The sequence below is a fragment of the Halopseudomonas sp. 4NH20-0008 genome (assembly GCF_057548395.1).
The window spans coordinates 1-25,663 of record NZ_BAAJMD010000014.1 but is presented as its reverse complement, the minus strand read 5'-3'; the positions used below and the strand labels follow the sequence as shown (position 1 = coordinate 25,663).

22 protein-coding genes are annotated in these 25,663 nt (G+C 55.7%); 9 read left to right on the top strand and 13 right to left on the bottom strand.

Features of this window, described 5'->3' with window-relative positions; translation table 11 throughout:
* Positions 1–140 precede the first annotated feature (140 nt).
* The 5 genes from AC27HQ_RS13790 to AC27HQ_RS13770 form a co-directional block, all read right to left on the bottom strand.
* Positions 141–2,819 (bottom strand): hypothetical protein, encoded by a 2,679-nt coding sequence (locus tag AC27HQ_RS13790; protein ID WP_487156764.1) that lies wholly within the window; start codon positions 2,817–2,819, stop codon positions 141–143.
* The gene (locus AC27HQ_RS13785; RefSeq protein WP_487156763.1) at positions 2,816–3,100 is read right to left on the bottom strand and encodes a hypothetical protein; all 285 of its coding nucleotides are present in this window, start codon (positions 3,098–3,100) and stop codon (positions 2,816–2,818) included. Before AC27HQ_RS13785 ends, AC27HQ_RS13790 begins: the two co-directional genes overlap by 4 nt.
* Positions 3,101–3,289: a helix-turn-helix transcriptional regulator gene (locus AC27HQ_RS13780; RefSeq protein WP_487156762.1), complete on the bottom strand. Its 189-nt coding sequence runs from the start codon at positions 3,287–3,289 to the stop codon at positions 3,101–3,103.
* 84 nt (positions 3,290–3,373) lie between these two features.
* Positions 3,374–4,060, bottom strand: coding sequence for a hypothetical protein (locus AC27HQ_RS13775; protein WP_487156761.1), 687 nt, complete (start codon positions 4,058–4,060; stop codon positions 3,374–3,376).
* A complete protein-coding gene (locus AC27HQ_RS13770) occupies positions 4,057–5,298 on the bottom strand; it encodes a tyrosine-type recombinase/integrase (RefSeq protein ID WP_487156760.1) in 1,242 nt (413 codons plus the stop codon). The genes AC27HQ_RS13775 and AC27HQ_RS13770 overlap by 4 nt, the downstream gene beginning before the upstream one ends.
* A 387-nt stretch (positions 5,299–5,685) precedes the next feature.
* On the opposite strand from AC27HQ_RS13770, the gene AC27HQ_RS13765 reads away from it, so the two are divergent.
* From AC27HQ_RS13765 to AC27HQ_RS13755, 3 genes are all read left to right on the top strand, one after another.
* Positions 5,686–7,062 carry a UDP-glucose dehydrogenase family protein gene (locus AC27HQ_RS13765; protein WP_487156758.1) on the top strand — a complete coding sequence of 459 codons (1,377 nt, stop codon included), beginning with the start codon at positions 5,686–5,688 and terminating at the stop codon, positions 7,060–7,062.
* Positions 7,063–7,199: 137 nt separating this feature from the next.
* Complete coding sequence (gene gorA / locus AC27HQ_RS13760; RefSeq protein WP_487156757.1) at positions 7,200–8,564, top strand: glutathione-disulfide reductase; 1,365 nt, start codon at positions 7,200–7,202, stop codon at positions 8,562–8,564.
* Positions 8,565–8,583: 19 nt separating this feature from the next.
* A complete protein-coding gene (locus AC27HQ_RS13755) occupies positions 8,584–9,231 on the top strand; it encodes a trimeric intracellular cation channel family protein (protein WP_487156756.1) in 648 nt (215 codons plus the stop codon).
* Here the strand turns inward: AC27HQ_RS13755 and AC27HQ_RS13750 are convergent.
* Positions 9,225–9,725, bottom strand: a complete 501-nt coding sequence (locus tag AC27HQ_RS13750) for a copper chaperone PCu(A)C (protein WP_487156755.1) — start codon at positions 9,723–9,725, stop codon at positions 9,225–9,227. The two genes, AC27HQ_RS13755 and AC27HQ_RS13750, sit on opposite strands and share 7 nt — an antisense overlap.
* A 54-nt stretch (positions 9,726–9,779) precedes the next feature.
* Positions 9,780–11,495: a GspE/PulE family protein gene (locus AC27HQ_RS13745; protein WP_487156754.1), complete on the bottom strand. Its 1,716-nt coding sequence runs from the start codon at positions 11,493–11,495 to the stop codon at positions 9,780–9,782.
* Between the two features lie 164 nt (positions 11,496–11,659).
* Here AC27HQ_RS13745 and AC27HQ_RS13740 point away from each other — a divergent pair, with 164 nt between their 5' ends.
* Entirely contained in the window at positions 11,660–12,085 is a 426-nt protein-coding gene (locus tag AC27HQ_RS13740) for a PilZ domain-containing protein (protein ID WP_487156753.1), read from the top strand.
* Between the two features lie 132 nt (positions 12,086–12,217).
* Positions 12,218–12,433 (top strand): dodecin, encoded by a 216-nt coding sequence (locus tag AC27HQ_RS13735; protein WP_487156752.1) that lies wholly within the window; start codon positions 12,218–12,220, stop codon positions 12,431–12,433.
* On the opposite strand, the gene mltF is transcribed toward AC27HQ_RS13735, so the two are convergent.
* The gene (mltF, locus tag AC27HQ_RS13730) at positions 12,434–13,777 is read right to left on the bottom strand and encodes a membrane-bound lytic murein transglycosylase MltF (protein WP_487156751.1); all 1,344 of its coding nucleotides are present in this window, start codon (positions 13,775–13,777) and stop codon (positions 12,434–12,436) included. It lies immediately after the preceding gene.
* A gap of 116 nt (positions 13,778–13,893) precedes the next feature.
* Between mltF and AC27HQ_RS13725 the strand changes: the two genes are divergently transcribed.
* Positions 13,894–14,763, top strand: a complete 870-nt coding sequence (locus AC27HQ_RS13725) for a D-hexose-6-phosphate mutarotase (protein WP_487156750.1) — start codon at positions 13,894–13,896, stop codon at positions 14,761–14,763.
* A gap of 149 nt (positions 14,764–14,912) precedes the next feature.
* Complete coding sequence (locus tag AC27HQ_RS13720) at positions 14,913–16,610, top strand: patatin-like phospholipase family protein (RefSeq protein WP_487156749.1); 1,698 nt, start codon at positions 14,913–14,915, stop codon at positions 16,608–16,610.
* Between the two features lie 71 nt (positions 16,611–16,681).
* Here the strand turns inward: AC27HQ_RS13720 and AC27HQ_RS13715 are convergent, their stop codons facing one another.
* From AC27HQ_RS13715 to AC27HQ_RS13700, 4 genes are all read right to left on the bottom strand, one after another.
* Positions 16,682–18,172 (bottom strand): flavin-containing monooxygenase, encoded by a 1,491-nt coding sequence (locus tag AC27HQ_RS13715; protein WP_487156748.1) that lies wholly within the window; start codon positions 18,170–18,172, stop codon positions 16,682–16,684.
* A gap of 166 nt (positions 18,173–18,338) precedes the next feature.
* Positions 18,339–18,803 (bottom strand): bacterioferritin, encoded by a 465-nt coding sequence (bfr, locus tag AC27HQ_RS13710; RefSeq protein WP_487156746.1) that lies wholly within the window; start codon positions 18,801–18,803, stop codon positions 18,339–18,341.
* A gap of 118 nt (positions 18,804–18,921) precedes the next feature.
* Positions 18,922–19,128: a bacterioferritin-associated ferredoxin gene (locus tag AC27HQ_RS13705; RefSeq protein WP_487156745.1), complete on the bottom strand. Its 207-nt coding sequence runs from the start codon at positions 19,126–19,128 to the stop codon at positions 18,922–18,924.
* Between the two features lie 116 nt (positions 19,129–19,244).
* Positions 19,245–23,057 carry a molybdopterin-dependent oxidoreductase gene (locus AC27HQ_RS13700; protein ID WP_487156744.1) on the bottom strand — a complete coding sequence of 1,271 codons (3,813 nt, stop codon included), beginning with the start codon at positions 23,055–23,057 and terminating at the stop codon, positions 19,245–19,247.
* A gap of 113 nt (positions 23,058–23,170) precedes the next feature.
* Here AC27HQ_RS13700 and AC27HQ_RS13695 point away from each other — a divergent pair, with 113 nt between their 5' ends.
* Both AC27HQ_RS13695 and wrbA read left to right on the top strand, forming a co-directional pair.
* On the top strand, positions 23,171–24,220 hold the full coding sequence (locus AC27HQ_RS13695; protein WP_487156743.1) for an AraC family transcriptional regulator: 1,050 nt from the start codon (positions 23,171–23,173) through the stop codon (positions 24,218–24,220).
* A 313-nt stretch (positions 24,221–24,533) separates the two neighbouring features.
* The gene (gene wrbA, locus AC27HQ_RS13690) at positions 24,534–25,133 is read left to right on the top strand and encodes an NAD(P)H:quinone oxidoreductase (protein ID WP_487156741.1); all 600 of its coding nucleotides are present in this window, start codon (positions 24,534–24,536) and stop codon (positions 25,131–25,133) included.
* Positions 25,134–25,201: 68 nt separating this feature from the next.
* On the opposite strand, the gene AC27HQ_RS13685 is transcribed toward wrbA, so the two are convergent.
* Complete coding sequence (locus AC27HQ_RS13685) at positions 25,202–25,456, bottom strand: HP1242/YdcH family protein (RefSeq protein ID WP_487156740.1); 255 nt, start codon at positions 25,454–25,456, stop codon at positions 25,202–25,204.
* Between the last annotated feature and the right edge of the window lie 207 nt (positions 25,457–25,663).

The window sequence follows — 25,663 nt, the reverse complement described above, 5'->3', positions numbered from 1 at the left end:
CGCCTCCCGGCGGTGTGTGTTGGGGCGGATTAACCGGATAAAGCGGATTAATTCCAGCTCCTATATGAAATATGTCACTGACAGTTTTCCCCTTGGGGTTGGAAAAAATCCGGATAATCCGGTTAATCCGTTTTGCTCTGTCAGAAACGCTTCGTTACGCGCCATCCCGGTTCATTGTGCGAAGGGTCGCCAACGTCCAGACGCATACCGGCAACCACGCGCCCTTTGTGACGGCGCAACCATCCGCCAAAGTAGCGACCATTGAACCCACCACGCGGCGGCGCAATCTCGCACACGGCTTCAATGAATGACGCCTCGGCCTTTGTGGTGTTGAACTCTCCAGCGGCCACCAGCTTGGCAATATCTCGAACCCTTACCACGGCATCCCCGAACAGATCCCACCACGCTTGCATGACTTCAATGTGCTGCTGGTGGTAGGGATCTTCTGCCTTGCTCAGTTGCAGCACCTCAACGGGGTCAGCCATAGGGGCAGGGGTCACGCCTTCACGGATCAGCCAGCAGACGCACTGCCTTACAACGCGCTCCCATTCGTCAAAACTCCCAAGGCCACCAGAACCGACCACGGGCGCACCTTCCCACTGATAGGTCAGCAACACAGACAGCAAGTCGGCGCGGTAGGCGTCAAGACGGTCACGGATAAGGTCGCGGGGGTTGAATGAAAACTTGCGGGTTTCGGGTGACTCGCAATCGGCGTCCAGTCCAATTGGCAGAATGCGCCGGAAGGTGTCGCCCCCTGCGGTTACGTTGTTGCCATTCAGCACCCACAGCACGCGGTTGATTGCGCTACGGGTCTCAGACTGGCCCAAAATACGCCCCTCGGGTTCGGCACTGGTCAGAAATACGCATAGGTCGGCGCTGTCGATAACGCCGGTTAGGTTATCCAGCACAGCACCGGCCCGGCCTGTTAGCAGCACCGAAAACAGCCGTTTGCCTATTTCCTCGGGGTTGCCTTCGGGCAGCGGCATTGCCTTAACGGGCGCACCCACCAGCAGCATCAAACATTCAGACAAAAGTGTTTTGCCCGTGCCTGCTGTATAGGCTCGCACCAGATAGCCCGGCGCGGTTGGCAGTGCAGGGCGGCAAACGGTGGTCAGCAGGGCAGCCAGAAACACGCCCCGGCTTGTATCGCTGTCGAAGGGGAATAGCTCGAAAGGCTCCCAGATCCGGCGCATCACTTCAACCAGTCCGGCCCGGTCGAGCGGGTGCGGAGTTGGGCGGCTGTTGCTGTCGCTCAGGTACAAAAGGCCGGTTGACTCATCAAAGCCGGGTTGAGTGATAACGCTACCATCCGAGCGCATGACCGGGAACGATACTAGGCCGGTCACTTTCGGCAGATCCCATGCGCCACGGGCGGCCATAATGCGGGCGGCTACTTTGTCGGGACAGTCACGCACAGCCCATTCATTGTTCCGGCCATCAAACACCAGAAACCGAAACGCACTTTCAAGGTATGTTTGCAGCCACGGCTTTTCAACGGTCAGCAGCTCGCCATCACCCAGACGCACCAGCAGACCGGCCCGCTCGAATATCTCACCATCCAGTGCCAGACGCTGCATGATCTTCGGCAGTACCTGGGGCAGTTCGCCCTGTTGCAGCTTCAACTGCTGAACCGGACGCAGCAGCCGGTAACGGGTGCCGCCATGCGCGTGACTGAAAATGTAAGGGGTGCCACCACTTTTCAGGTTGGCCCATGCAATGCGCCGGTCACTGTTGGAGTAGTCCGGTTCCAGCGGGTCATGGAATCGCTCGCCATGCCACTGGTCTGGGTTGTCCAGCAGATCCCCGACTGTCATTCGGCGGCCACTTGAATGCATAAGCTCGAAGTCACCAAACAGGCGGCCACGCTCTACAGCTTCACGCAGCCGGTCGCGTGCCTCGGCCTGCTCAGCTTCGGGCATATCACCCAAGGCGGTCAGACGCTCATCAATCCACGCTTCACGGGTTAGGTGGATCTCGGCCAGCAGGTCATCACAGCCACGTTCGGCGGCCTGAATGTCGGCCAGTTGCTGGCGTTCAGCCTCGGTCAGATCCGGCAGGGCTTGCGCTGTCACCAGCGGGGCGGCTTCATTGTTCAATGCCTCTGGCTCAGGTCTGCGGGCTTCAAGCGGTGCCACACAAACAGGGGGCGCGGCAAAGTCCAGCCGGTTAGTCTGCCAGACGCTGGCATCAATCGGGGCACGGGTCAGAGTCTGGCCTGATTTACTCACAACATAGCGACCATGTCCGGCCAGCCATAAGCGTTCAAACAGGGCTTTGCCTGCTCGTGGTATGTCGCGTGCATCAGCAACCAGAACATACAACCGCTGGCCGCGAACGCCCGTTACCTGCTCGCCGGTTTCGTTGTTATGGATCATGCTTGAGCCTGAAACACCCCAGACCATAGGCGCATCACGCAAGGCGGGGGCGGCCTTGTACAGCAGCCCCAGCCATTCATCACGGGTTAGCGGCTCATCACCGGGCAAAGGGTCGCCATCCAGCAGCAGCCAGCCCGGCCCGGCGTTCCAGTTGAATGCCTCCTTAGTTCTGGCAATTGCACCTGGCGCGGCTTTGGGCAGTTTTTCACGGGTCACAATAGGGCTTTGCTGTGCTTGCGGCAGGCCAAAAATTAGCGCCTGATTCTGCTCAAGCTGGCCCAATACTGCGGCCAGATCTTGGGGTAAAAGCAGATCCACGCGGGTGGCTGTGCCTTCTACCATTTCCCCAGCATGTACTTTGGTTGGCTTGCCATCAGCCAAGTGCCACAGCTTGGTCAGGCGCTGGGGGTTTGTGCTTGTTGCAACGGTCAGGGGTGCGTTCATAGTGCGGCCCCTTCAATGGCAATCCGGCCTTCGTGCAATGCCTTGCCAATATAAATGCCGAGCAAACGGCATTCATCCAGCAACGGCCAGCCGTTCAAGTCGTCATAAGCGGCAACGGCGGCGCGGAATGCTAGCCGTTTTGCTTGGAATTGATCGAGTAATTCACGCTCGGTCTGACTTGCCGGTTTAATGCTGCGGGCGGTTGCTAGGTGGTAGTTGATCTGCTCAACCAGTCTAATGGCCTGCTGTCGGGCGCTGCTGCTCGCGGTGTTGTTTTTCATTTACGCGGCCCCCTGCAATTGCTTGATCTGATCCAAGCGCCAGCGGGTGCAGCCGGGTGAAAGTTTTACTGGTTGGGGCAGAATGCCGGAAGAGGCCCAGCGCCAGATTGTGGCGCGTGATACGTTGAAAAGCTCGGCTAGTTGAACATCTGAGCCATAACGCGGCAGGGCTTGCGGTGAATTGTTCATGGTGGAACCGTCCTTTAGTGAATTGCGACGGTTCTAGATTGATGGGTTGGCCGTTTTTCTCTGCGGGACGTTAAAGCGAAGTTTTTAGCCTACAAACTCGTTCAGTGCGTTCCTTATATGGCGCTCGGGGTTCTCGATCTGAGCCAGCATATAAAGTTCAAGCCAGCAGCACGCGTAGCGGTAGAAAACGGCATTAGGATCACTGCTTAATGCGTGGCCCGGCATTGCTGATTTGAATTGCCGCATAAGCTCATGCAGCCCATCGATATAGCGCCTTGCTTCACGTCTAGCGCCACCAGCACCGGGGTCTTTTAATCCTTGCAGATAATCGCCCGTAATTACGGCCAGATCAGCCGCCAGACTAGGGCGCTGGTCAGGGTCTGCCTGCACTATTCGTATAACCTGTCGTTCAAACACGCTGGCCTGAAAATCCACCGGCATAGACAATTGCAGGTCGCGTATTGCGTCCAGTTCACAGAACACGCCTGGGCAATATCGGCGTGCAGATTCTAGTCCTGCCGATAGGCTTTTGACTGCGGCGGCTTGAGTGCCGCGCTTGTCTGCGAGTTTTCGTAGCGCATTATCGATACGCTGCACTTCTTCGCGTACCGCTTTGAACGTGCCTTGAGCGCGAAACCCCGACAATGCGTAGTGATATGCATGCGCTTGATCTAATCCTTCCAGCAGGCGGGTTAGAGTTTCAGGGGCAATGGAAAAGCCTTGTGCCATTGGCGGCATCAGATACAGCTTGAGTTTTTCACTCGGAGTCATGCGCTGGCACCCCCGATATTGACCACATTGTCACCAGCGGCCTTTGCACCTTTTCCGTTGCAGTAGTCGGCCCAGTCATTCATCAGCAGTCGGCGCTTATTCAGCAGCCCGTCACGCGCATAGGCGGCGCGGGTCTTATCGTCGTTGACGTGTGCCAAGGCAAGCTCTGAAACCTCATCAGGGTAGGCGGTGTGCAGTCTGGCCCAGTCCTTGAACGTGGATCTGAAACCGTGCGCCGTGACGTTATGCCCCAGTGCTTTGGGCACCTTAGAAACCATAACGTCTGATATTTGCCCGCCACGGCCACCAGTGAACAGGTAATTGCTCAAACGCGGGGTTTCTTCAAGCACCTTGATAGCCTCGGGCGGGAGCGGTACAACGTGATCCTTTGCCGCCTTCATGCGCTCGGCGGGAATAGTCCATGTCTTTTTCTTTAGGTCAATTTCATCCCACGTTGCGCCCCTTGCTTCACCAGAACGGCAGGCGGTCAGGATGATGAATTGCAGCGTTCTGGCACCGATGCCCTTGGCCTGTTCCAGCTTGGCCCAAAAGGCTGGCATATCGTCCACAGGCAAGGCTGCATGGTGCGTGACTTTGGACACTTTGCCCGGCGCTGGCAGGCTGCTATGTTCGAGCATCCCTTTCCACTTGGCTGGGTTGATGCCGCTGCGCTTTTTATCGGCAATGGCAATATCCAAGATCTTTTCAACATGCAGTCGGACGCGGGTTGCTGTCTCGGTCTTGGTTTCCCAGATAGGCTCAAGCATGGCGACAACGTGCGCCATCTCAACGTCAGAAACCAACATTTTGCCAAGGTAGGGCAGGGCGTAGCGTTCAAGGTGGCCGGTTAGCTTGTGCAATTGCTTGGCCCCTTTGTACTCCTTGCCTTTACGGATCATGTAGACGCGGGCCAGATCCTCGAACGTGACAGCCTTGGATTGTTCGCTGATCAATGCCGAGCGGTTAGCCTTGCGCTGCAATACTGGATCAATGCCCTGTCTGATCTGCTCTTTGGTTTCTCTTGCCTGATCCCTTGCAGCCTTTAGGGGCACGTCAGGGAAGCCACCTAAACCAATATCCCGGCGCTTGGTGCCTACCATCGTTCGCAATATCCAAGACCGTGCCCCAGTCGTTGAGACTTGCAGCAGTAAACCCGATACGCCACCAACAGCGTGCAAGCCGGGATGGGTTAGGTTGCGAATCTCGACGGCTGATAACTCTTTGGCTTTCTTCGGCATAGCATTCTCCGGTTCGGTTCCCACTGCGGGCACCAACTAGCTGGATTTCATACCCAACTAAAAACCCAACATAAAATATACGAATGAATGCTAAAGCATGATACTTGTTGAGACAACAGTTTTCTTTGCAGGCCAGTAAATACGGGGGTTTTGCTCAGTGTTGCGACAGGCTGAAACGGGAATATGGGTTAGGCTCCGGGCACCACTTCCAGCTCAAATATCTGCCATCCATGCTCTGCTGTTTTGCCATGCAAATGGCCCAGACAATGGTTCTACAGCGATTCTCTCTCTTTTGACCCTTCCGGCTTCATCGACTGTTCACTTCAGCGTCACTTATGCGTCATCCTAGGCTGTTGCAATCAGCCAAACGACCGAGGGGGATGCATCATGCGAATTACGGTAATAGGTTGTGGCTATGTAGGACTTGTGACGGCGGCCTGTTTTTCTGAAATGGGCAATCAGGTGGTCTGTTTCGATCTTGATGGCAGCCGGATCGAGGGTTTGCAGAAGGGCATTTGCCCGCTGCATGAACCTGGCATGGACGCCTTGTTGGCCACCAATCTAGCCGCACGCCGATTACATTTCACCAGCCGTTTGCAAGAAGCATTGCAGGGTGCTGAGATCGTTTTCATTGCCGTAGGCACGCCCAGTAATGAAGACGGTTCAGCAGATATTTCGCAGGTCCTGGATGTCGCGTCCGATCTTGGACAGCATCTGCTTGCTCCGACTTTGGTGGTCTGCAAATCGACCTCACCGGTGGGTACAGCCTGTCGCGTCGAGTCCATTCTTGATCAGCACTGCAAACGTCGCCAGCTTAGCTGGCGTTCGACGGTCATCAGCAATCCGGAGTTCCTCAAGGAAGGGGCGGCAATCGCTGACTTCATGCGTCCTGATCGGGTAATTATCGGCACTTCCGACGAGCATGCCCGAGCAGTGATGCGGGAGTTGTACGCACCCTTTGTGCGTAATCATGAGCGCATTTTGTTTATGGAGCGGCGCGCTGCAGAGTTGACCAAATATGTTGCCAACGCTTTCCTTGCCAGCCGCATTTCCTTCATGAACGAAATGGCCATTTTGAGTAACAAGCTGGGCGTTGATATAGAGCAGGTGCGCCAGGGTATTGGTTCGGACAAGCGCATTGGACGCCACTTTATTTATCCTGGATGTGGTTACGGGGGATCATGCTTCCCGAAGGATATCAAGGCGTTGCTGCATATGGCCAAGGAACAGGGTGAGGAGCTTGATATTCTTAGAGCGGTTGAATCGCGTAATCAGGCGCAAAAGCAGTGGCTTCTGATGCAATTGCTGGAGCGCTTCGGTCCGGATCTGCATAACAAGGTCATTACTTTGTGGGGCTTGGCCTTCAAACCGGGGACAGACGACATTCGTGAAGCCCCCAGCCTGGTTTTGATCGACGGACTGTTGCGGGCTGGCGCTTTGATTCAGGCCTATGATCCGGTGGCCATGGCCAGTGTTGTCGAAAGCTATCCCCAGGCTGTTGCCAGTGGCCAGTTGAAACTCGGTGCCGATGCTTATGAAGCACTGCAAGGCTCTGATGCGCTGGTGCTGGTGACCGAGTGGAAAGAGTTTCGTCAGCCTGACTTCCTGAGTATCAGGAAGCTCATGCGTCGACGCTTGATAATTGATGGGCGAAACCAATACGACCCGGTGCACGTCAAGGAATACGGCTTTGAATACATTGGCGTGGGCCGGTCAGTTCGCGAACAGAAGATACGCCCATTGCTGCGCCAGGTCGTCGCTTGACCGGGCTGATTTCACAGGCCGGTCTGTAGTATCTACAGGCTGGCATGTGCCCAGCTCAAGAAAAGACACCAACAAGTCAACAAGCCCGCATGCTCAATAGGTTAAGCTAGCGCTTTGATTCCTGTGGGGCATTGCACATGAGCCAGTATGACTTTGATTTATTCGTGATTGGCGCCGGTTCCGGCGGCGTCAGAGCCAGCCGAATGGCAGCGGGTTTTGGCGCACGCGTTGCCGTAGCCGAGGACCTGTACCTGGGTGGCACCTGCGTCAACGTTGGCTGTGTTCCAAAAAAACTTTTTGCCTATGCGGCCCATGTCTCCGAGGACATTGAAGATGCCAAGGGCTATGGCTGGGACATTGCTGAATCACACTTCACCTGGCCACGTCTGCTGGCCAACAAGAACACCGAAATAAGCCGCCTGAACGGCATCTACCGCAACATGCTGACCGGTGCTGGCGTCAGCTTGATCGATGGCCGTGCGCGTTTGTTGGACTCTCACCGGGTGGCTGTGGGTGATCAGGTGTTCAGTGCCGAGCGCATTCTGGTTGCCACCGGCGGCTGGCCGCATATACCGGATTTTCCAGGTAATGAGCATGTGATCAGCTCAAACGAGGTGTTCCACCTCGAGCAGCTGCCGAAAAGAACCCTGGTTGTCGGCGGCGGCTATATCGCCATTGAGTTTGCCAGTATTTTCCACGGCATGCGCTGCGATGTCAGTCTTCTCTATCGGGGTGATCTGTTCCTGCGTGGCTTTGATCAGGGGCTGCGCGAGCACATGGCCAGTCTGATAAAAAACAAAGGGATAGATCTGCAGTTTAATGCTGATGTTGAGCGTATTGAGCGCGCCGCTGATGGCACTTTGCAGGTCTTTCTCAAGGATGGGCGTCAGCTTGAAACCGATCTGGTGCTCTATGCCACCGGACGCAAGCCCAATCTGCGAGACCTTGGGCTGGAAAACACCCATGTCAAGCTGGATGCCAAGGGCTTTATTGCCGTTGATAGCGACTACCAGACCAGTGACCCAGCAATTTATGCCATTGGCGACGTCACCGACACCGTGCAACTGACACCGGTGGCGCTGGCCGAGGGCATGGCGTTGGCCAGGCGCCTGTTCAAGCCTGATGAATATAAGCCTGTGGATTACAACGACATTGCCACAGCCGTGTTCTGCATCCCCAACATGGCTACTCTGGGACTGACCGAAGAGCAAGCCCGGGCCAAAGGCTTCAAACTGGCGATTTTCGAGAGTCGTTTTCGGCCTATGCGCAATACTCTGGCCGGGCGCGATGAGCAAAGCATGATGAAGATGATTGTCGATCAGGCCACTGACCGTGTGTTGGGCGTGCACATGATCGGGCCGGATGCTGGTGAGATCATTCAGGGTCTGGCTGTGGCGGTCAAAGCCGGCGCAACCAAGGCGGTGTTTGACGCCACACTGGGCATCCATCCCACGGCGGCCGAGGAGTTCGTCACCATGCGTACTCCAACACGCATGGACTGACAGTCATAGTCGGCGGAGCATGACCCAGATGAGTTGGTTCTACGCATTCGATCTGTTTGGCGTCGCGGTGTTTGCCATTTCCGGCGCCCTGGTGGCCGGTCGCAAGTCCATGGACCTGTTTGGCGTTATGGTGATAGCCATTGTCACAGCGCTGGGTGGCGGGACCCTGCGCGATGCCATACTGGATAACCACCCGGTACCCTGGATCGCCAATGAACTCTATATTCTGGTCGCCGTTCTGGCCGCACTGGGTACCGTGCTCTGGGTGCGTCTGACGCGTCCCATACACGAAATCGGGCTGCTGATTGCGGATGCTTTCGGTTTGGCGATTTTTACCGTGATAGGCACCCAGGTGGCGCTTGATCAGCAGGTGCCCATCAGTGCGGCGGTGATCATGGGCGTCATGACCGGGGTAGCAGGCGGGGTGATGCGCGATATTATCTGCAATGAAATCCCGCTGATCTTTCAGCGGGAAATCTATGCAACGGCCAGTATTGCTGGCTCACTGGTGTATATCCTGCTGCACCAGTTGAACACCGCGTCGAACCTGGATATTACGCTGGCCGTTCTGACAGTGCTGGGTATTCGCCTTGCAGCGATCCGCTGGCACCTGGCCCTGCCGCGTTTCCATCTGCTTGATTCTGACCGGAACGGTGATGATCAGTGATGCTTGTGCTCATTCATGTCCATTGCGCCAGACTCATGGACCTGTGACGGTTGCGCGCCATCGTCAATGTTGACAATGACGTCAACCTTGCCAGCCTGCTCAAACTCCAGCGTTAGAGGAAACTGCTCTCCGGCAACCAGGGGCTGTTGCAAGTTGAACAGCATGACGTGGTAACCACCCGGCTGAAACGTCAGTGTCTGCGCGGGCTCGATACGCAGTTGCTGAACCTGCTGCATTTTCATCAAGCCGTCCTGATGAACATGTTCGTGCAATTCGGTATAGGCGGCCACCGGCGTCTCTGCGCCCAGCAAGGTGTCAGCACTGTCGCCGCGGTTTTCAATACGCAGATAAGCTGCGCCGGTTTGCGCTGAAGGCGGCATGGCGCGCGACCAGGGGTGATCGATAAACAGCGCTCCAGCGCTGAACTCATGGGCCAGCGCGGGCAGGACGAGAAGGCTGGCAAGCAGGGCGAGTGCGGTTTTCTTCAAGAACATGCAGTTGACTCCTTCATTGTTTGCAACAGCTTAACCTGAGGACCCTGTGGCGCACTACTCCAGTCTGACCCGATACACCTCTGCAACGGAAATGATGCCCTTACGAGCCAGATCCAGCGCACCCTGGGTCAAGCTGCGCATGCCATCCTGTTGCGCCTGCAGGTCAATATCCTGCGCCGCCACCGATGGCTGGATCAGACGCCGCAGGGCAGGGGTGACTTCCAGCAGCTCGTAGACGGCAATACGGCCTGCAAAACCACGGCCGTGGCATTTATCACAGCCGGTTCCTACCTTGAACGTATCATGACCGTTCAGGCCCAATGAGTGTTTGACATGCTCCGGCACCTCTTCGTCGGTCAAGCAGTGCGGACAATTTCGCCGTGCCAGTCGTTGAGCCAGCACCCCAATAAGACTGGCATTGACCAGGTAGGGTGCGATGCCGATTTCAAGCAGACGGGTGACGGTCGCTGCGGCACTGTTGGTATGCAGGGTACTCATCACCAGGTGGCCGGTTAGCGCGCTTTCGGTGGCCATCATGGCGGTTTCCTGGTCACGGATCTCACCGACCATGATGACATCCGGGTCATGTCGCAGGATATGGCGCAGGGCCCGGGCAAAGGTGTAACCAATGGCAGGGCGCACCTGAATCTGACGAATGCCGGCAATCTGGTATTCCACCGGGTCCTCAACGGTGATGATATTCACGCCGGTGCCGCGGATATCATTGATTGCAGCATAGAGTGTGGTGCTTTTACCCGAGCCTGTCGGGCCTGTGACCAGCACAATACCCTGATTCAGGCTGATCAGGTTGCGAAAGCGCGCCGCATCGGTTTCGCTGAAACCCAGATCCTCAAGGGTTTTCATGCTCTGGCTGGTATCCAGAATGCGCATGACCACACTTTCGCCATGGACGGTGGGCATGATCGACAGGCGCAGGTCAATAGTGCGGTCCTTGAGTCTGACCATATAGCGGCCATCCTGGGGTAGGCGGCGCTCGGCTATGTTCATGCCACCGATGATCTTGATCCGGCTGACAATCGCGGGGAGAACGCTACGCTTGATCTTGCGGATATCCATCAACAGACCGTCAATCCGAAACTGAATGGTCGCTTCCTTTTCGTCAGGCCGGATATGGATATCCGAGGCTCGGCGGCTGATGGCATCCTCAAGCAGGTTGTCAACAAAGCGCACCGTCGGCTTGTCTTCGGCCAGCTGCTTCATCTGCTGCAGTGACAATACGGGTTCTACGTTATCGTTTTCCGGCAACACTTCGGCTGTTGCCGCACCGTAATGCATGTTGATGGCTTGTTCGATGGCAGCTGGTTCGGCAATAACGGCTTCAACCGGTTTGCCGGTGATAAAACTGAGCAGGTGCAGGAGCTCATGCTGGGTCGGATCCGGGCAAGCGACTATCATGCGCTCGGCATGCGTCATCAGTGGCATGACCTGATACTGCCGGGCCAGTTCTTCAGGCAGCAGGCCCAGAAGGCTTTCGTCAATATCAAAGGTCTCAAGCTCGACCTGGGGAATAGTCAGCTGTTCGGCAATGACCTGTTTCAACTGATCCGGTTTGATCGCGTCAATGCCCAGCAAAATCTGGCCTAGCCGGCCGCGATGTGGCTGATTGTGTTGCAGTTTCAAGGCGGCGTTGAGTTGCTCGTTGTTTATCAATTTACGCTTGAGCAGAATCTGTCCCAGCTGTTTTTCCGGGACACCGGCAACATGCTTGTCAAATACTTCATTGAGGGCTAACTGACTGTTTACCTTCATAAAATGATATCTCTGTGGCCGATGTTCTTTATTATTTTAGAATACTGGCACTATGCAATTAATGACCCGTATCAATGTCAGGCTCATAGTGCAGGAGTAAATGCGGTTGATTGTGCAAGCTATTGTGCAAAACTGTGTTCCAGTTAACTAAAATTTGTTGCGCTATGGCTGTTAGCCAGCATGTATTTCAAGCAGACTATTTCCAAGACATATCTTGTGGGGCAGTCGAGATGGTCAACTCATCACATGAGTCAATTATGTACGAACAACGCAAATTGGAACGCCATCACATGAGCACAAGTCTTGAAGTCTATGATCTTGATACCGGGCACCACCTTGGCCGCGTGGTTGATCTGCATGCTGAAGGCTTGATGCTCCTCAGCGATCAGCCCATTAGTCTGTTCAAGCGTTTTGCCTTGCAGGTCAATCTGCCGATGACCCTCAACGGCCTGTCTGAATTCTTCCTTGACGCCGAAAGCCTGTGGAACCGCGAGAGCATCGCAGGCGGTCAATACTGGACCGGTCTGCACTTTACCAATCTGCCTGAGCCCTCACGGCAGTGCATTGAAAGAATGGTGGCCAGCCGCTGAGCAGAAGGTCTCGATCAAGAGGCCTTTTTTATTTGATGCTGCTGTAGCCATTTCACGCGTTGTCCCAGCACACCAGGCGCGCTCTGCAGCCTGTGCCATACTCAAGGCACAACCCTGCAAGAGGAACTCAGCATGTCCGATCATCATGTCTACAAAAAAGTCGAAATAGTCGGCTCATCAAGCACCAGTATCGAAGACGCCATTCAGAACGCCATTGCCGAGTGCAGCAAAAGCATAAGCCATGTGGAATGGTTTGAGGTGGTGGAAACCCGTGGTCACGTGGTCGACGGCAAGGTAGGTCACTTCCAGGTGGTATTGAAAGTGGGCTTTCGTATCCTCGGTAGTTGACTATTCAAAGGCCTGGGAGATGACATCCCGATAGTTGCGAATCTGTCTGACGTAATGCACTGGCTCGTAGCCTCTGGCGTAACCATGGCGCAATGAGGGGTAGTAACGTTCATCCGCCAGTAACGGCAGTACCTCGCGCAACTCAACCCAGGAATCCGGATTCTTGCCCAATTCGCGCGCCAGTCTACGCGCGTCCAGCAGATGTCCACGGCCAATGTTGTAGCTGGCCAATGCCATAAAGGTTCGATCTGGCTCTGGAACGCTGTCTGGAAGGCGTTGATGGCGATCGGCAAGATAACGCGCTCCGCCCTGAATACTCTGCACAGGGTCCAGGCGGTTAGCCACACCCAGCTCACGAGCCGTGCGCTGGGTCAGCATCATGAGACCCCGCACACCCGTGGGGCTGCGTGCATGTGGATTCCAGTGTGATTCCTGATAGGCCACGGCCGCCAACAGGTCGGCTGGCATACGGGTTTCCTGCTCAGCACGTAGAAACTGCTCTTTGAACTGTGGCAAACGCTCGTTGATTCGCCGGTTCAATGCTCGCAAATCAACAAAATCGAATTCACCGATATAGGCATAATAGCTCGACTCAACCCGGTGTATCGCTTCCTGGCCTGCTGCTGAGGCCATCCAGTCCCGTGCCTGGCGGGCCAGTTTGCGACTGCCTGGAGGCAAGTACCAGCCAATCTGTTGGGTGTCTGTCAGGTCCATGGCCACCTCCAGTTCAGGCATGAAGCGACGGTTGACCTGTACGATATTGGAGTCAGCTACAACGCAATCAATCTCGCCTTCCAGCGCCTTGAGTAGCAGTTGTTCGGTACCCAGATCAGCGTGTTCGGTGAAGGCCAGTTGCGGATAGGCAATCTCGAATTGCCGCAGGGACTCTGCATAGCTGCTCTGGGCCGCCACATGCAGGGCAATATCCTGGAGCTGCTCTGCATGGCGCGGCAGAGCAGGGTGATCGCGATGGCAGACCACCTGTTGTGTGATTTCCTTGTGTGCAGGCCCTGCCAGGAGACTGCTGCTGCGTGACTCAAGCAGTGTCAATCCGGCTGCGCCCAGATGTGCATTCCCCTGCTCAAGCTGGGCCAATACGTTGGCGGTTGAGTGTTGCACGTCCCATTCCACGCGCCAGCCATGGGCTCTGGCGAAACGGTTGACCAGATCATACTCTGGACCGGTAGGTCGGTTGTCGCGGTTATTGTAATAGGTCGTGGAGCCACTGCGGGTAACCACCTTGAGCACACCGGTCTGATCGGGATGACCTAGACGATTCGAGTCAGAGCAAGCCGTTAGCGTGCACGCCACAATCAAGACTATTCCGTTTAGCACCTTTACCATGCAGGCCCCTTTATAGTTGTTGTCAGATGTCAGTCATGGCTCCAACATAACCTGAACAGATTGCTGCCGCAATTTTGGCTGGCAGCGCGGCTACACCGACACACAGGAGCTTTAAAGTGACCCTATGTTCACTTCCGCAGGGTGTCAAACGTCAGACAAACAGTCACGGCCGTGAGTTTATTCTTATCGATCGGCCAGGGCTTCGCTCAAAGCTGTCTCTCGAGGGTGCGCACCTGCTGAGTCATAGTGCGGACGGTAAAGCACTGTTATGGCATAGCGAGATTGAGCCCTGTAAACCCGGCATTCCACTGCGTGGGGGCATCCCCATTTGCTGGCCGTGGTTCGGTGCTGACAGGCCCGGTCCGGCGCATGGAATTGCCAGAACCAGCCTGTGGGCATTGGAGGCTATTGAGGACATTGATCAGGCGCTGTTTGTGCGCCTGAGTCTGCCCCACCTCGAACAGGCGAAGCACTTACCCCCTGGCGAACAGTGGCAGTTGGTTGTCGAGTTCAGCCTTGGCCTGAGCCTGCAGGTCAGCCTGATCAGCCGAAATGTGGGTGATCGGCCGCAACCCTTGACCCAGGCCCTGCACAGTTACTTGCCGGTTTCCGATATTCAGCGAATCAGCCTGACGGGGCTCGAAGACGGCCTATACCTTGACCAGTTGACCGGTTTGCAAGCCCGCCAGCAGGGTGATTTACAGGTCACGGATGAACTCGACCGGATCTACTCGGGTACAGCTGAGGATATTCAGGTGAGGGACCCGAGTGGACCTGGTTTGCTGATTCAGCGCAGCGGCAGCAACTCGGTGGTGGTATGGAATCCCTGGCGGGCCAAGGCCAAGCGCCTGAGTCATTTTCCCGAACAGGCCTACCAGCAGATGCTCTGTGTTGAGGCGGCTAACACCCTAAGCGACGCACGCATGCTCGAACCTGGCGAGAGCCACATCCTGACTACCCGTATCAGTCATCTGGTTGCAAAATGATCAACCAGTGATATAAATGATGTGGATTTACCCCGCCATGATTGCTCTCAGCAGCAACCCGCCGTTGGCGCAGACCTTTAATCAATGCTGTATTCCAGGCTATTGAGTGACCGGTTGGACGCAGCACAACGGCAGATCATGGAGGATATATGAGCAATCAATGCTTTGAGCTTGGGCTGGTGGGCGCGGGGGCCGTATCCGCTGGTGCTTATACCGGCGGTGTCATCGATTTCATGGTTTTCGCCTTGGACCAGTGGTACGAAGCCAAGGCTTTGGGCTCAGACAAAGCGCCAGCGCATGATGTCAGGATTTCTGCCTTTGCCGGGTCGTCCGCCGGCGGTATTACAGCCGCCTTGGCAACCGGCTACCTGGCATCAGATCAGCCTTCCATCGCGAATCCGGATGAAGCTGCGGTATTCCGTGGACAAAACAAGCTGTTTGATTCCTGGGTTGATCGCATTGATATCAGCTATATGCTGGAAACCCGTGATCTGCCCGACAACAAGGCGCCCGTCATATCTATCCTTGACTCAACGGTGTTGTCCGAAATCGCTGCCAGTGGTCTGGACGTAACCCCCCGAAGTCAACCCAGAGATTTTGTCGCAGAGTCGTTTCACCTGCTTTTCACGGTCACCAATCTGCGTGGCGTACCCTATGAAATCAAACTGGCTGGCCAGCATGCCCATGGCCACAGTATGTCGTTGCACGCTGATTATGTGCACTTTCGCTTCAGTAATACCTTGTATGATTGTCCGGCGGATTGCTATCCCATGACTTGGGCAGACCTTGGCGAGGCACATCCGTACAAGGCGCGTATTGCCAATACGGCTTTGGCGTCTGGCGCCTTTCCCGTAGGGCTGGCACCGCGCACTCTGCAGCATGTTATACCCGAGGGTGGAGCCCATGATTGCTACAGCACGCGCCTGTGGCCCGTTCCAACACCCGAGTCGACAGAGCCGCATCAATGCGTGAGTTTACGCCCGATTCCTGCCAACTGGGGCAAGCTAACGGGTGATTATGACTATCGATACCAATGTGTTGATGGTGGGGTCATGGATAACGAACCGCTGGAACTGGCCAGGCGCATTCTGGCAGGGCCGCGAGGCTGTAACCCCAGGGAGGGCGAAAAAGCTGACAAAGCCATGATTCTTATCGACCCGTTTCCAGGTGAATCACACTTCAACCCTGAGTATAGTGAGGCCCCCGACGTGCTCAAGAGTGCGGTAATGGTCTTTACCGCCTTGAAGAATCAGGCCCGCTTCAAACCCGATGAGTTGATGTTGGCAGCCCATGATGAGGTCTATTCGCGCTTCATGATCGCCCCTAGCCGCAGTGGTTCAGCGCACCCCATCGCCTGTGGCGCCCTGGGTGGATTCGGCGGCTTTTTGAAACGCGACTTTCGCGCCCATGATTACTTTCTCGGCCGGCGTAACGCGCAGAAATTTTTGCGCGACCACCTGGTCCTGCCTGAGCGCAATCCACTGTTCAATGCGTGGCCGGAGACACAGCGCCAGAATTACTGCGTGAAAAACAAGCATGGCGCGCCTGTGCTGGAAAAGGGCTTCAGATTGCTGCCCATCATCCCGTTACTGGACGAGGCGGCCAAGCCGTGTTTTTCACCCAACTGGCCAAGTTACAGCAAGGCTGATCTGACCGCCCTGAGCAACAGCATGGATGTGCGCTTTGACGCGCTGCTAGACAACCTGGTGACGGCTTATTTCAGCAAGAACAACAGACTATTCCGGGTGGCTACCAAGTGGATGCTCAGCCGCAAGAAAAAGGATGTACTCGACTGGGTGGAGAAGACCGTCAGTAAGGACTTGAAGAACTTGGAGCTGATGGAATAACTACACAGTAAAGACAGGCGTTTTCACAACGGCTTATCCCGGCGAGTGTAGCAGCCGGGATAAACCATGATTCAGGCGGCCTGGTCTTCTGACTGAGGCGATAGTTGCGGTGGATCAAAACGCAGGATGCCATCATCCAGCGACTCCTCCAGTAGCATTCTGGAGTCAGCCAGATAATCATTGAGCACACGCCAGGGCAGACGCCGCCCCTGGCGCGGCAAAGTCGCATCGGCGCGCTTGACGTAGCCCGACTGCAGCGAGGCCATAATGGATGCCGCTTCCAGGTTGTCTCCAGCATCGACCGGCATGGCCACCGTTTTCTGCTCCTTGTCCATAAACTTGAGCAGGCGACACAGGTAACTGGCAGCAATATCGGCCTTGAGCGTCCAGGAGGCATTGGTGTAGCCCAGGATCCAACCCATATTGGGCACGTTCTGCATCATCAACGCCTTGTAGGTCATCTGTGCGCTGGTATCGATCAGCTGATCATCAATACGCAGTTGCATACCCCCAAGCATTTCCACCCGCAGTCCGGTAGCGGTAATGATGATGTCGGCCTGGAGTTCCTGCCCGGATTTCAGGCGAATGCCGTTTTCGGTAAAGGTCTCAATTTCGTCAGTGACAACCGAGGCCTTGCCCGAGTTGATGGCATGGAACAGATCGGCATTGGGTACGGCACAGAGGCGTTCATCCCAAGGCATGTAGCTCGGGGTGAAATGCCGCATGTCTTCCGGGTTGTTCAGCTGTTTGCGGACGTTCTTCAACAGGAAATTGCGCGTCCCGACCGGCCAACGCTTGGCGGCCTTGTACATCCAGCGTTGCACCCGGATATTGCGGCGGCGGGCCAGATTGTAGACCCAGGTATCAGGTAGAAAGCGTTTCAGAAAGGCGGAAATCCTGTCCTGGGCGGGCACCGAGAAAATATAGGACGGTGAGCGCTGGAGCATCGTAATGTGCTCGACCTGTTCAGCCATGGCGGGTACCAGGGTAACCGCGGTAGCACCACTGCCAATCACCACAACGCGCTTGCCCCGGTAGTCGAGATCTTGTGGCCATTGCTGTGGATGGATGCACTGGCCCTGGAAGCGCTCAATGCCATTGAACCCAGGCAAATAGCCTTGCTGGTAGCTGTAGTAGCCGGAACAGCTGATAAGAAAAGCGCAGCTGAATTCGATCTTCTCGCCTGTGTGCTGATGAATGGCGCTGATCGCCCACTGGGCTCGCTCGCTTGACCAGTTAGCATCGGTGATATCCATGCCAAAACGAATCTTCTCGGTCACAGCGTATTCGTTGGCGGTGTCCTGGATGTACTGCCGAATGGACGGGCCGTCTGCCAACACCTGCAGATCATTCCATGGCCGAAAGGCATACCCGAAGCTGAACATGTCAGAGTCTGAACGAATACCGGGATAGCGAAACAGATCCCAGGTGCCGCCGATGGCATCACGGCGTTCGAGGATCGCGACTTTCTTGTCCGGGCATTCCTTGGCCAGATGACAGGCCATGCCGATACCGGACAAGCCTGCGCCGATAATGATGACGTCAAAATGCTCTGCAGCCATGCTGAAGCTCTCTATTGTTATTGTCGTGGGAGTCACACGGGGTTGTGCATAGAGTGCACGTCTATCCAGGGGAAAGAACTGCCATATCACGCCAATTAACCATCAAAAAATGCCAAGGGACGTGCAACAGAGGTTGCCCGCCCATCTGGAGGGCGGGCAGAGGGGATTACATCTGTGACTGCAAAAAGTTTTCCATGCCCAGCTTCTCGATCAACCCCAGCTGGGTTTCCAGCCAGTCAACGTGCTCTTCCTCGGATTCCAGAATACGCTCGCACAGCTCGCGGCTGCCGTAGTCTGCGACGCTTTCGCAATAGGCGATGGCGGCACGCAAATCAGGAATGGCCTTCATTTCCAGTTTGAGATCGCACTTGATTATTTCACGTACATCTTCGCCAATCATCAGCTTGCCCAGATCCTGCAGGTTGGGAAGACCTTCAAGAAACAGTATGCGCTTGATCAGCATGTCGGCATGCTTCATCTCATCAATGGATTCGTGATACTCATGATCGCCCATTTTGTTGAGACCCCAATCCTGCAGCATGCGCGCATGCAGAAAGTACTGGTTGATGGCAACCAGCTCATTCGCCAGGATGGTGTTGAGATGTTGTATGACCTTTTTATCGCCTTTCATGACCCTGCCCTCGGTGTATTCATCCTGAGAGTCTGGTCAGCGCGTCGGCTGCTGTCAAATGCAGTTGTTGGGGATCCAGGGAGGAGGGTATTTACGTGGGCAACCAGCGATTCAAGACTCAGGCCGCGACGAACTGAACACCCTGACTGGCATGGGGTTGCGAGCAGAGCATGTCGGCCAGATGGGCACGGCAGTCACTGGCACACTTGCCACACTGGGTGGCCACATCCAGGGCTTGGCGAAGATCGCGCAGACTGCTTGCGCCTTCGGCAACGGCGTTACGAATTTGCTTGTCGGTGACACCCTTGCAAAGACAGACGTACATGCGATTTATCTCCAGCAGTCAATGGCTGGATACTAGTGCGAATGATAACGATTGTCAACACGGTAAATCTTTTCCCGGCACTGAATCTTGCCTGTGCCGGGAAAAGCCCAGAGACGTCAGATTCGGGCGACCTGAACCGGAATACCATTCAGCACGGCATTGCCTGACAGCTCATCAACTAACTGGTCATCGGTAATATCGTTACAGCTGATACCGGGATTACTCTGTGCCACACGCAAACCCAGACCCTCGCGGTCATGTCCCCAGCCGTGGGGCAGGCTGACCACCCCGGGCATGATGTCATCGGTCAGTTGCACATCCACCAGCAACTCGCCGGTACGCGAAAGGATGCGTGCCTGCTTGCCGCTTTCCAGACCCAGACGTTGAGCATCTTCAGGGTGAATCATCATGGCACAGCGGCCAGAGCCTTTTACCAGACGCTGACTGTTATGCATCCATGAGTTGTTGGTACGCAGATCGCGGCGACCTATCAGCAACAGGCTGCCAGCGTCATCGGCCTCAAGCTCAGCCTTGGCTCTTTGCAGATCAGCCACCAGCTCTGGAGGCGTCAGGTGCATGCGCTGGTTATCGGTGAACAGATAACCAGGGAAGCTCGGCTGCAGTGGGCCCAGATCGAGACCATGCGGGTAACGCTTGAGCAACTCGACACTCAAGCCTTCTTCATGTTGGACTGGCTCGGCCTGGTTGTATTCGGTGAAGCCCTGACCATAGGGGCCGGTGCGCAAGCCGTGATCAAGAATCTGCTCGGGGGTCGGTGACTGACGGGCAGGTGGCTGATCGGGGTTCTTCAGCGCCAGGATGCGTCCTGCGATCCCCTGGACAATATCCCAGTCGCAGCGGGCATTATCCGGCGCCTCAAACAGCGGCTCAGAGTAACGTGCCAGGTTGCGCACAGCCAGCAGATTGAAGACCAGATCATACTGTTCGTGCTCAAGTGGACCGGTTGGCGGCAAAATGATGTCCGCGTGACGCGAGGTTTCATTCAGATAGAAGTCGATGGAGACCATGAAATCCAACTGCTCGAGTGCCTGATCCATTTGCCGACCGTTTGGCGTGGACAGCACAGGATTGCCTGCAAGGCAGACAAAAGCACGCACCTGGCCTTCACCGGGGGTCAGCATTTCTTCCGCCATGGCGACCGCCGGGAAAGAGTGATCAAACTCCGGCAACCCCCTTACTCGGCTGAAGTAACTGGCGAAGCTGCCAGAGGCACGGGTCATGACCTTGTTAAAGGCCGGTGTGGTGAACATCATGCCACCGGGGCTATCAAGGTTACCGGTGAGGATATTCAATACCACCATCAGCCAGTGATTCAGTGCACCGTAGGACTGTGTGGCAACGCCCATGCGGCCATAACAGATCGCGCACTCGGCCTTGGCGAAGTCTTCGGCAATGCGTTGGATATCCGCCACGGCGATGCCGCAGCGCGCACTTAACTGGTCCAGCGAGAAGGATTCAAAGAGTGGCGGCAGGGCGTCCCAGTTATCCGCCATATCGCGCAGTCGACCAGGCTTGCACAAGCCCTGATCGATAACGTGCTTGATCAGACCAATCAGGAAAAACGCATCCGTTCCAGGCTTGATGAACAGATGCTCGGAGACATAACGCGCCGACTCGGTGCGGCGCGGATCGATCAGCACCACCTTGCCGCCCCGTTCCTGAATGGCTTCCAGGCGCTTGAGAATATCGCCGGCGGTCATCAGGCTGCCATTCGAAGCGGCCGGATTGGCGCCCAGCATCAGCATGTAACCAGTACGATCAACATCCGGAATGGTGAACATTTGCGCATGGCCAAACATCAGATAGGACACCAGCTGGTGAGGCATCTGATCCAGCGAAGCTGCAGTGAAGACGTTGCGTGAGCCCAGCGACTTGCGCAGGGTGCCGGCACTCATCATCAAGCCCAGGTTATGCGAGGAAGGGTTGCCCCAGTAGCCAGCCACCGCGTCGTTACCGTAGCGCTGCTGAATATCGACCAGACGGGCAGCGACCTTGTCCAGCGCGGTGTCCCAGTCAATCGGCAGCCATTCGCCGTTGACCTTTTCCATCGGCGTGCGCAGGCGATCAGGATCGGTATGCAGATCCTGCAGGGCATAACCCTTGGGACAGATATGGCCTTCACTGTGCGGATCATCCGGGTCACCGCTGATCGACAGAATACGATCACCTTGCGTTTCAATCTGCACACCACACATGGCTTCGCACAGGGTGCAACTACGGAAGCTGGTTTTCACCGGCAGGCTGGCCTGGGCAATCTCCTTCTCCCGGCCGGCACGAATTACCGCGAGCATCTCGCTGACATCAACCAGCTTGCGGCGGGTACGTCCTTCAGCCAGTCCCAGCGCCTGCTCGTGCTGGTCAAGCAAGCGCCAATCGGCAAAGCTGACCACTTCGACACCGCGCTCCTTGAGCAGCGCGTCAATATCACCTTCGGCAATGACCGGCAGCATAGGCCCCAACTCATCCAGCAGGTGCTGGACGGTTTCTGTGGCGCATTGACGGTTACTGCCAATGACACCACTGGCGCCGCGTTTGATCCAGCCTGCGACATAGTCGCGACCTGCGTCACCACTGACCTTGCCGCGGCTGTTTTCGATGGTGCCGCGCCGGCTGTCAAAGGGCAGATCATCAATACTGGAGCCCTGATAACCGGTGGCGTGGACCACCAGACCGGCCTCGAGGCTGATGCTGTCTTCACTGCCAACCGCCGACAGTGCGCCACTGGCATCACGAACCAACTGATTGCGCTGCGCCTGAACGGATGTGACGCGGCCATCAGCCGCGGTGTTGAACCCGGTGGGACTGGTACAGAACATGAAGCGAATACGCTTGCCTGCTCCGGCCGGACGAGCAGCAATCTCACGCAACAACTGTATGTTCTGGCGCGCCTCAGCCATCTCCGGTGCTTGCAGGGCTTCCAGGCTGATCGAGTCCAGTTCCAGATCGGCCGGATCAACCCGCAGTTGCAGCTCGGGAATAGCCATCAACTGTTCGAGTTCTTTTGGCGTGAAAGCCGCCTGTATTGGACCCCGACGAGCCAGCAGGCAGACCTCATCTATGTTGCTGTCACGCAGTGCCGCCAGCGCTGCATCGGCAATGTCGGTTTTTGCCAACTGTGGCATGGGTAACACCAGCAGACGGGCAATATCCAGGGCCACGTTACCAATACCGATGATGACCGCGCGGTTTACACCCAAATCGGGGTTGAGCTCGGCCTGATCAGGATGGCCGTTGTACCAACCGACAAAGTTGGACGAGCCAAAGACATTGCGCGCATCGTCACCAGGCAGCGACAGGGCACGGCTTTGCGAGCCACCGGTGGCATAGATCACGCCGTGGTAATGTTGACGAAGTTCGGCGGCACTCAGATCCCGACCGATTTCAACGTTACCGAGGAAACGTAGTTGGGGCGACTCGGCCAAGCGTTCAAAGCCGGCGGTAACCGATTTGATCCGCGGATGATCAGGCGCCACGCCATAGCGCACCAGACCAAAGGGTGTCGGCAGGCGTTCGTAGAGATCGATCTGTGCCGCCGGCATTTTCTTCATCAAGGCTTCAGCGGCGTAAAAGCCGCTTGGGCCTGAGCCGATAACCGCAAAACGGGCGGGCAGGCGGGCGAGGGCGCTGTTCTCTTCACCAGCATTGGCCTTGATGCTTTCGCGGATCGGTGGATGGACCAATGCCCCTTCGGCATTCAAGGCAATAAACTGCTGCTGGTCTGCAGGCACCATGCTCTTGGGGAAAATTGCCCCCTCAGGGCAGGCCGATACACAGGCGTTACAGTCGATGCACACCTGGGGATCGATAAACAGCATTTCCGGCGCTTCACGGAAGGCCTCTACAGGACAGACATCGACGCAGCTGGTGTGCTTATTGCCAATACAGGACTGGGTAACGACGTATGCCATGGACTGCTCCACCTATTTATTGTCAAAACACAGATCATAAGTGACATGCAAGGTGCCGTATTGGCAGATAGTGCTCGGTTGACATTTTGTGCCACCCTGTAGATAGTTTGCCCATGAACAGACCGGACTTCTTGCCCTCGGCTTTTATTGAAACCATGCTCAACTATGTGGAAGCGCGGCAGTTGCCTGCAGCCGAGCTAAGCAACAACATGCGCGGTCTGCTGGATTCCCCAACGGTTTGCGCCATGACATTTTGTGCCTTGCTGGATGATATCTACCGCCTGGATCCGGTGAGTGCCCTGGGTGTGCGTCTGGGGCGCGTGGTGCAACCAAGGCATTTCGGCGTGGTGGGCTACCTGGTTTCATCCTGCGGCACGCTGGGACAAGCCCTTGCGCGCTATCACCGCTATCAGGAGTTGCTGCAAGCCGGTCTGACATCACGCGCCTGGCTGGAGGAGGGTGCATTACACATTCGCTGGGCCCAGGCCGTGGCCAACACACCGATTGCCAGTGAATTCAGTCTGGCTGTTTTCGTCAGTCTGTATCAGGCACTGATCGGTCGACCCATCTCGCCGATTCGTGCCGGATTGCCCTTTGCCAAGCCTAATGATGTCGGTGTCTATCAAGCCTTGCTTGGCTGCCCGGTGGATTTCGACTGTGACACTATTGAACTGGTAATTCCTGCGCATTTACTGGCCATGCCGATTTCCAGCAAGGACCCGTATCTGTTGAAACTGCTTGAGCAGCAGGCAGACGCCTTGCTTAGCGAACGTCCAGAGGGCGGTGATCAGCAGACACGAGACTTTTTCAGTCTGGTACAGGAACAGATTGTTGAATCGATCAAGAACGGTGACGCCAGCGCCGAGTCGGTGGTCGCTGCGCTGGGTTGTTCGCTGCGCAGCTTTTACCGTCAATTGCACAAGGCTGGGCTGAGTTACCGAGGCATGTTAGCCCACACGCGCCAGACGTTGGCCAGGCAGTATCTTGCTGATCCAGCTTTGTCGCAGGCCGATGTCGCCTTGTTGCTCGGCTATTCCGAGCAGAGTTCGTTTATTCGTGCTTTTCGCGGCTGGACAGGTATGACCCCCGGTGAGTATCGCAACCATCGGATGGCCAGTGTGCCAAACCTTTCAATGTCGCTGGCTAACCGTGCAGTGGGATAGGCCAAGTGACCAGTGAGAGCGTGTTCATGCTTTGTGCGGAATCACCGCTCGCATTGCGCAAGACAGTCTAAGGTAAATACGCTATTTAACATAATATACATTATACGAACTTAATGAGAGTTATCCCTGAGCACTCTGCAGCCAGTGAATCAACGTTAAATGTCATCCAACGCCTCGACCAATCAAATAAGCAGATAATTATGGTCATGTATTTGATTTTTTCAGCAGATAAATTTGATGCATTATCAAATCTGATTCTGCAGCTGCAACTATCAGCAGCACAGAGCCTTCACTCAACAGCGAGGATCGCAAAATGGTTAAATTACTGGTGCTCTATCATTCAATGTATGGCCATATCGAAACACTGGCGCAGTCCGTGGCCGAAGGCGCTGCCAGCGTCAGCGGCGTTGACGTGACAATCAAACGGGTTCCCGAAACCATGCCAGAGGCGGCGTTCAAGAATGCCGGCGGCAAGACTGATCAGGCAGCCGAAATTGCTACACCCGCCGAGCTGGCCGATTACGATGCGATCGTCTTTGGCGTACCAACGCGCTTCGGCAACATGTCTGCACAGATGCGCAATTTCCTTGATCAAACCGGCGGTCTGTGGGCCAAGGGCGCATTGCATGGCAAGCTGGGCAGCGTATTTGCCTCAACCGGTACCGGCGGTGGCCAGGAAATGACCATTACCTCGACCTGGACCACCCTGGCTCACCACGGCATGGTCATAGTGCCCATCGGCTATGGCGCATCAGAGATGTTCGATATTTCCACCGTCAGCGGCGGCACGCCCTATGGCGCAACCACACTGGCCGGCGGTGACGGCTCGCGTCAGCCTGATAACCGTGAAAAAGCCATTGCCCGCTTCCAGGGCGAGCATGTGGCCAAGCTGGCGAGCAAGCTGAAGGGCTGAACTGTCCAGAACACATTCGGCGTGAACCTTTGCACGCCGAATGTCGATTTTTTAATCGACCGTTCAGATCAATCAACCTTCTCCAGATCACAGTCCTTGAGCATCGCAAACAATTGATCCTTGAGGCTCAGGCGCTCTTTCTTGAGTTCTTCAAGATGCTCATCACTGGTGTTGATTGATCCACTTTCGTGGTTATAAATACGGTGATCGAGCTCATGGTAGGCCTCAAACAAACGAGCAAAGTGCGCGTCGTTCATTTTCAAATGATGAATCTGATCACGAAACTCCGGCAGTTCATGCACTAAATCGTGTTTCTCCAGCATGGTGAATCCTCGCAGTGGGTTTGATATGAGCTTGGCCTCAGCATGCAGTCTTTACATGGATGGCCTATTGATTCATATCAAATCAAGAGCGGGAAGTTGATTGAATACCTTGAATTTCAGCATGCGGTTTACGGACTACAACATCAGATCTTGCACCACCCTGCCCGCTTATCGCTCAACTTCACCAACAGCACATGAGTCTTTGGA

Excerpts from the sequence above, each read along its gene's own strand:
- AC27HQ_RS13745 (WP_487156754.1), bottom strand. The coding sequence starts at position 11,495 with ATGAAGGTAAACAGTCAGTTAGCCCTCAATGAAGTATTTGACAAGCAT.
- wrbA (WP_487156741.1), top strand. The coding sequence starts at position 24,534 with ATGGTTAAATTACTGGTGCTCTATCATTCAATGTATGGCCATATCGAA.
- mltF (WP_487156751.1), bottom strand. The coding sequence starts at position 13,777 with ATGGTAAAGGTGCTAAACGGAATAGTCTTGATTGTGGCGTGCACGCTA.
- AC27HQ_RS13790 (WP_487156764.1), bottom strand. The coding sequence starts at position 2,819 with ATGAACGCACCCCTGACCGTTGCAACAAGCACAAACCCCCAGCGCCTG.
- AC27HQ_RS13740 (WP_487156753.1), top strand. The coding sequence starts at position 11,660 with ATGGCTGTTAGCCAGCATGTATTTCAAGCAGACTATTTCCAAGACATA.
- gorA (WP_487156757.1), top strand. The coding sequence starts at position 7,200 with ATGAGCCAGTATGACTTTGATTTATTCGTGATTGGCGCCGGTTCCGGC.
- AC27HQ_RS13775 (WP_487156761.1), bottom strand. The coding sequence starts at position 4,060 with ATGACTCCGAGTGAAAAACTCAAGCTGTATCTGATGCCGCCAATGGCA.
- AC27HQ_RS13735 (WP_487156752.1), top strand. The coding sequence starts at position 12,218 with ATGTCCGATCATCATGTCTACAAAAAAGTCGAAATAGTCGGCTCATCA.
- AC27HQ_RS13755 (WP_487156756.1), top strand. The coding sequence starts at position 8,584 with ATGACCCAGATGAGTTGGTTCTACGCATTCGATCTGTTTGGCGTCGCG.
- AC27HQ_RS13780 (WP_487156762.1), bottom strand. The coding sequence starts at position 3,289 with ATGAACAATTCACCGCAAGCCCTGCCGCGTTATGGCTCAGATGTTCAA.
- AC27HQ_RS13700 (WP_487156744.1), bottom strand. The coding sequence starts at position 23,057 with ATGGCATACGTCGTTACCCAGTCCTGTATTGGCAATAAGCACACCAGC.
- bfr (WP_487156746.1), bottom strand. The coding sequence starts at position 18,803 with ATGAAAGGCGATAAAAAGGTCATACAACATCTCAACACCATCCTGGCG.
- AC27HQ_RS13765 (WP_487156758.1), top strand. The coding sequence starts at position 5,686 with ATGCGAATTACGGTAATAGGTTGTGGCTATGTAGGACTTGTGACGGCG.
- AC27HQ_RS13770 (WP_487156760.1), bottom strand. The coding sequence starts at position 5,298 with ATGCCGAAGAAAGCCAAAGAGTTATCAGCCGTCGAGATTCGCAACCTA.
- AC27HQ_RS13695 (WP_487156743.1), top strand. The coding sequence starts at position 23,171 with ATGAACAGACCGGACTTCTTGCCCTCGGCTTTTATTGAAACCATGCTC.
- AC27HQ_RS13720 (WP_487156749.1), top strand. The coding sequence starts at position 14,913 with ATGAGCAATCAATGCTTTGAGCTTGGGCTGGTGGGCGCGGGGGCCGTA.
- AC27HQ_RS13715 (WP_487156748.1), bottom strand. The coding sequence starts at position 18,172 with ATGGCTGCAGAGCATTTTGACGTCATCATTATCGGCGCAGGCTTGTCC.
- AC27HQ_RS13705 (WP_487156745.1), bottom strand. The coding sequence starts at position 19,128 with ATGTACGTCTGTCTTTGCAAGGGTGTCACCGACAAGCAAATTCGTAAC.
- AC27HQ_RS13785 (WP_487156763.1), bottom strand. The coding sequence starts at position 3,100 with ATGAAAAACAACACCGCGAGCAGCAGCGCCCGACAGCAGGCCATTAGA.
- AC27HQ_RS13750 (WP_487156755.1), bottom strand. The coding sequence starts at position 9,725 with ATGTTCTTGAAGAAAACCGCACTCGCCCTGCTTGCCAGCCTTCTCGTC.
- AC27HQ_RS13685 (WP_487156740.1), bottom strand. The coding sequence starts at position 25,456 with ATGCTGGAGAAACACGATTTAGTGCATGAACTGCCGGAGTTTCGTGAT.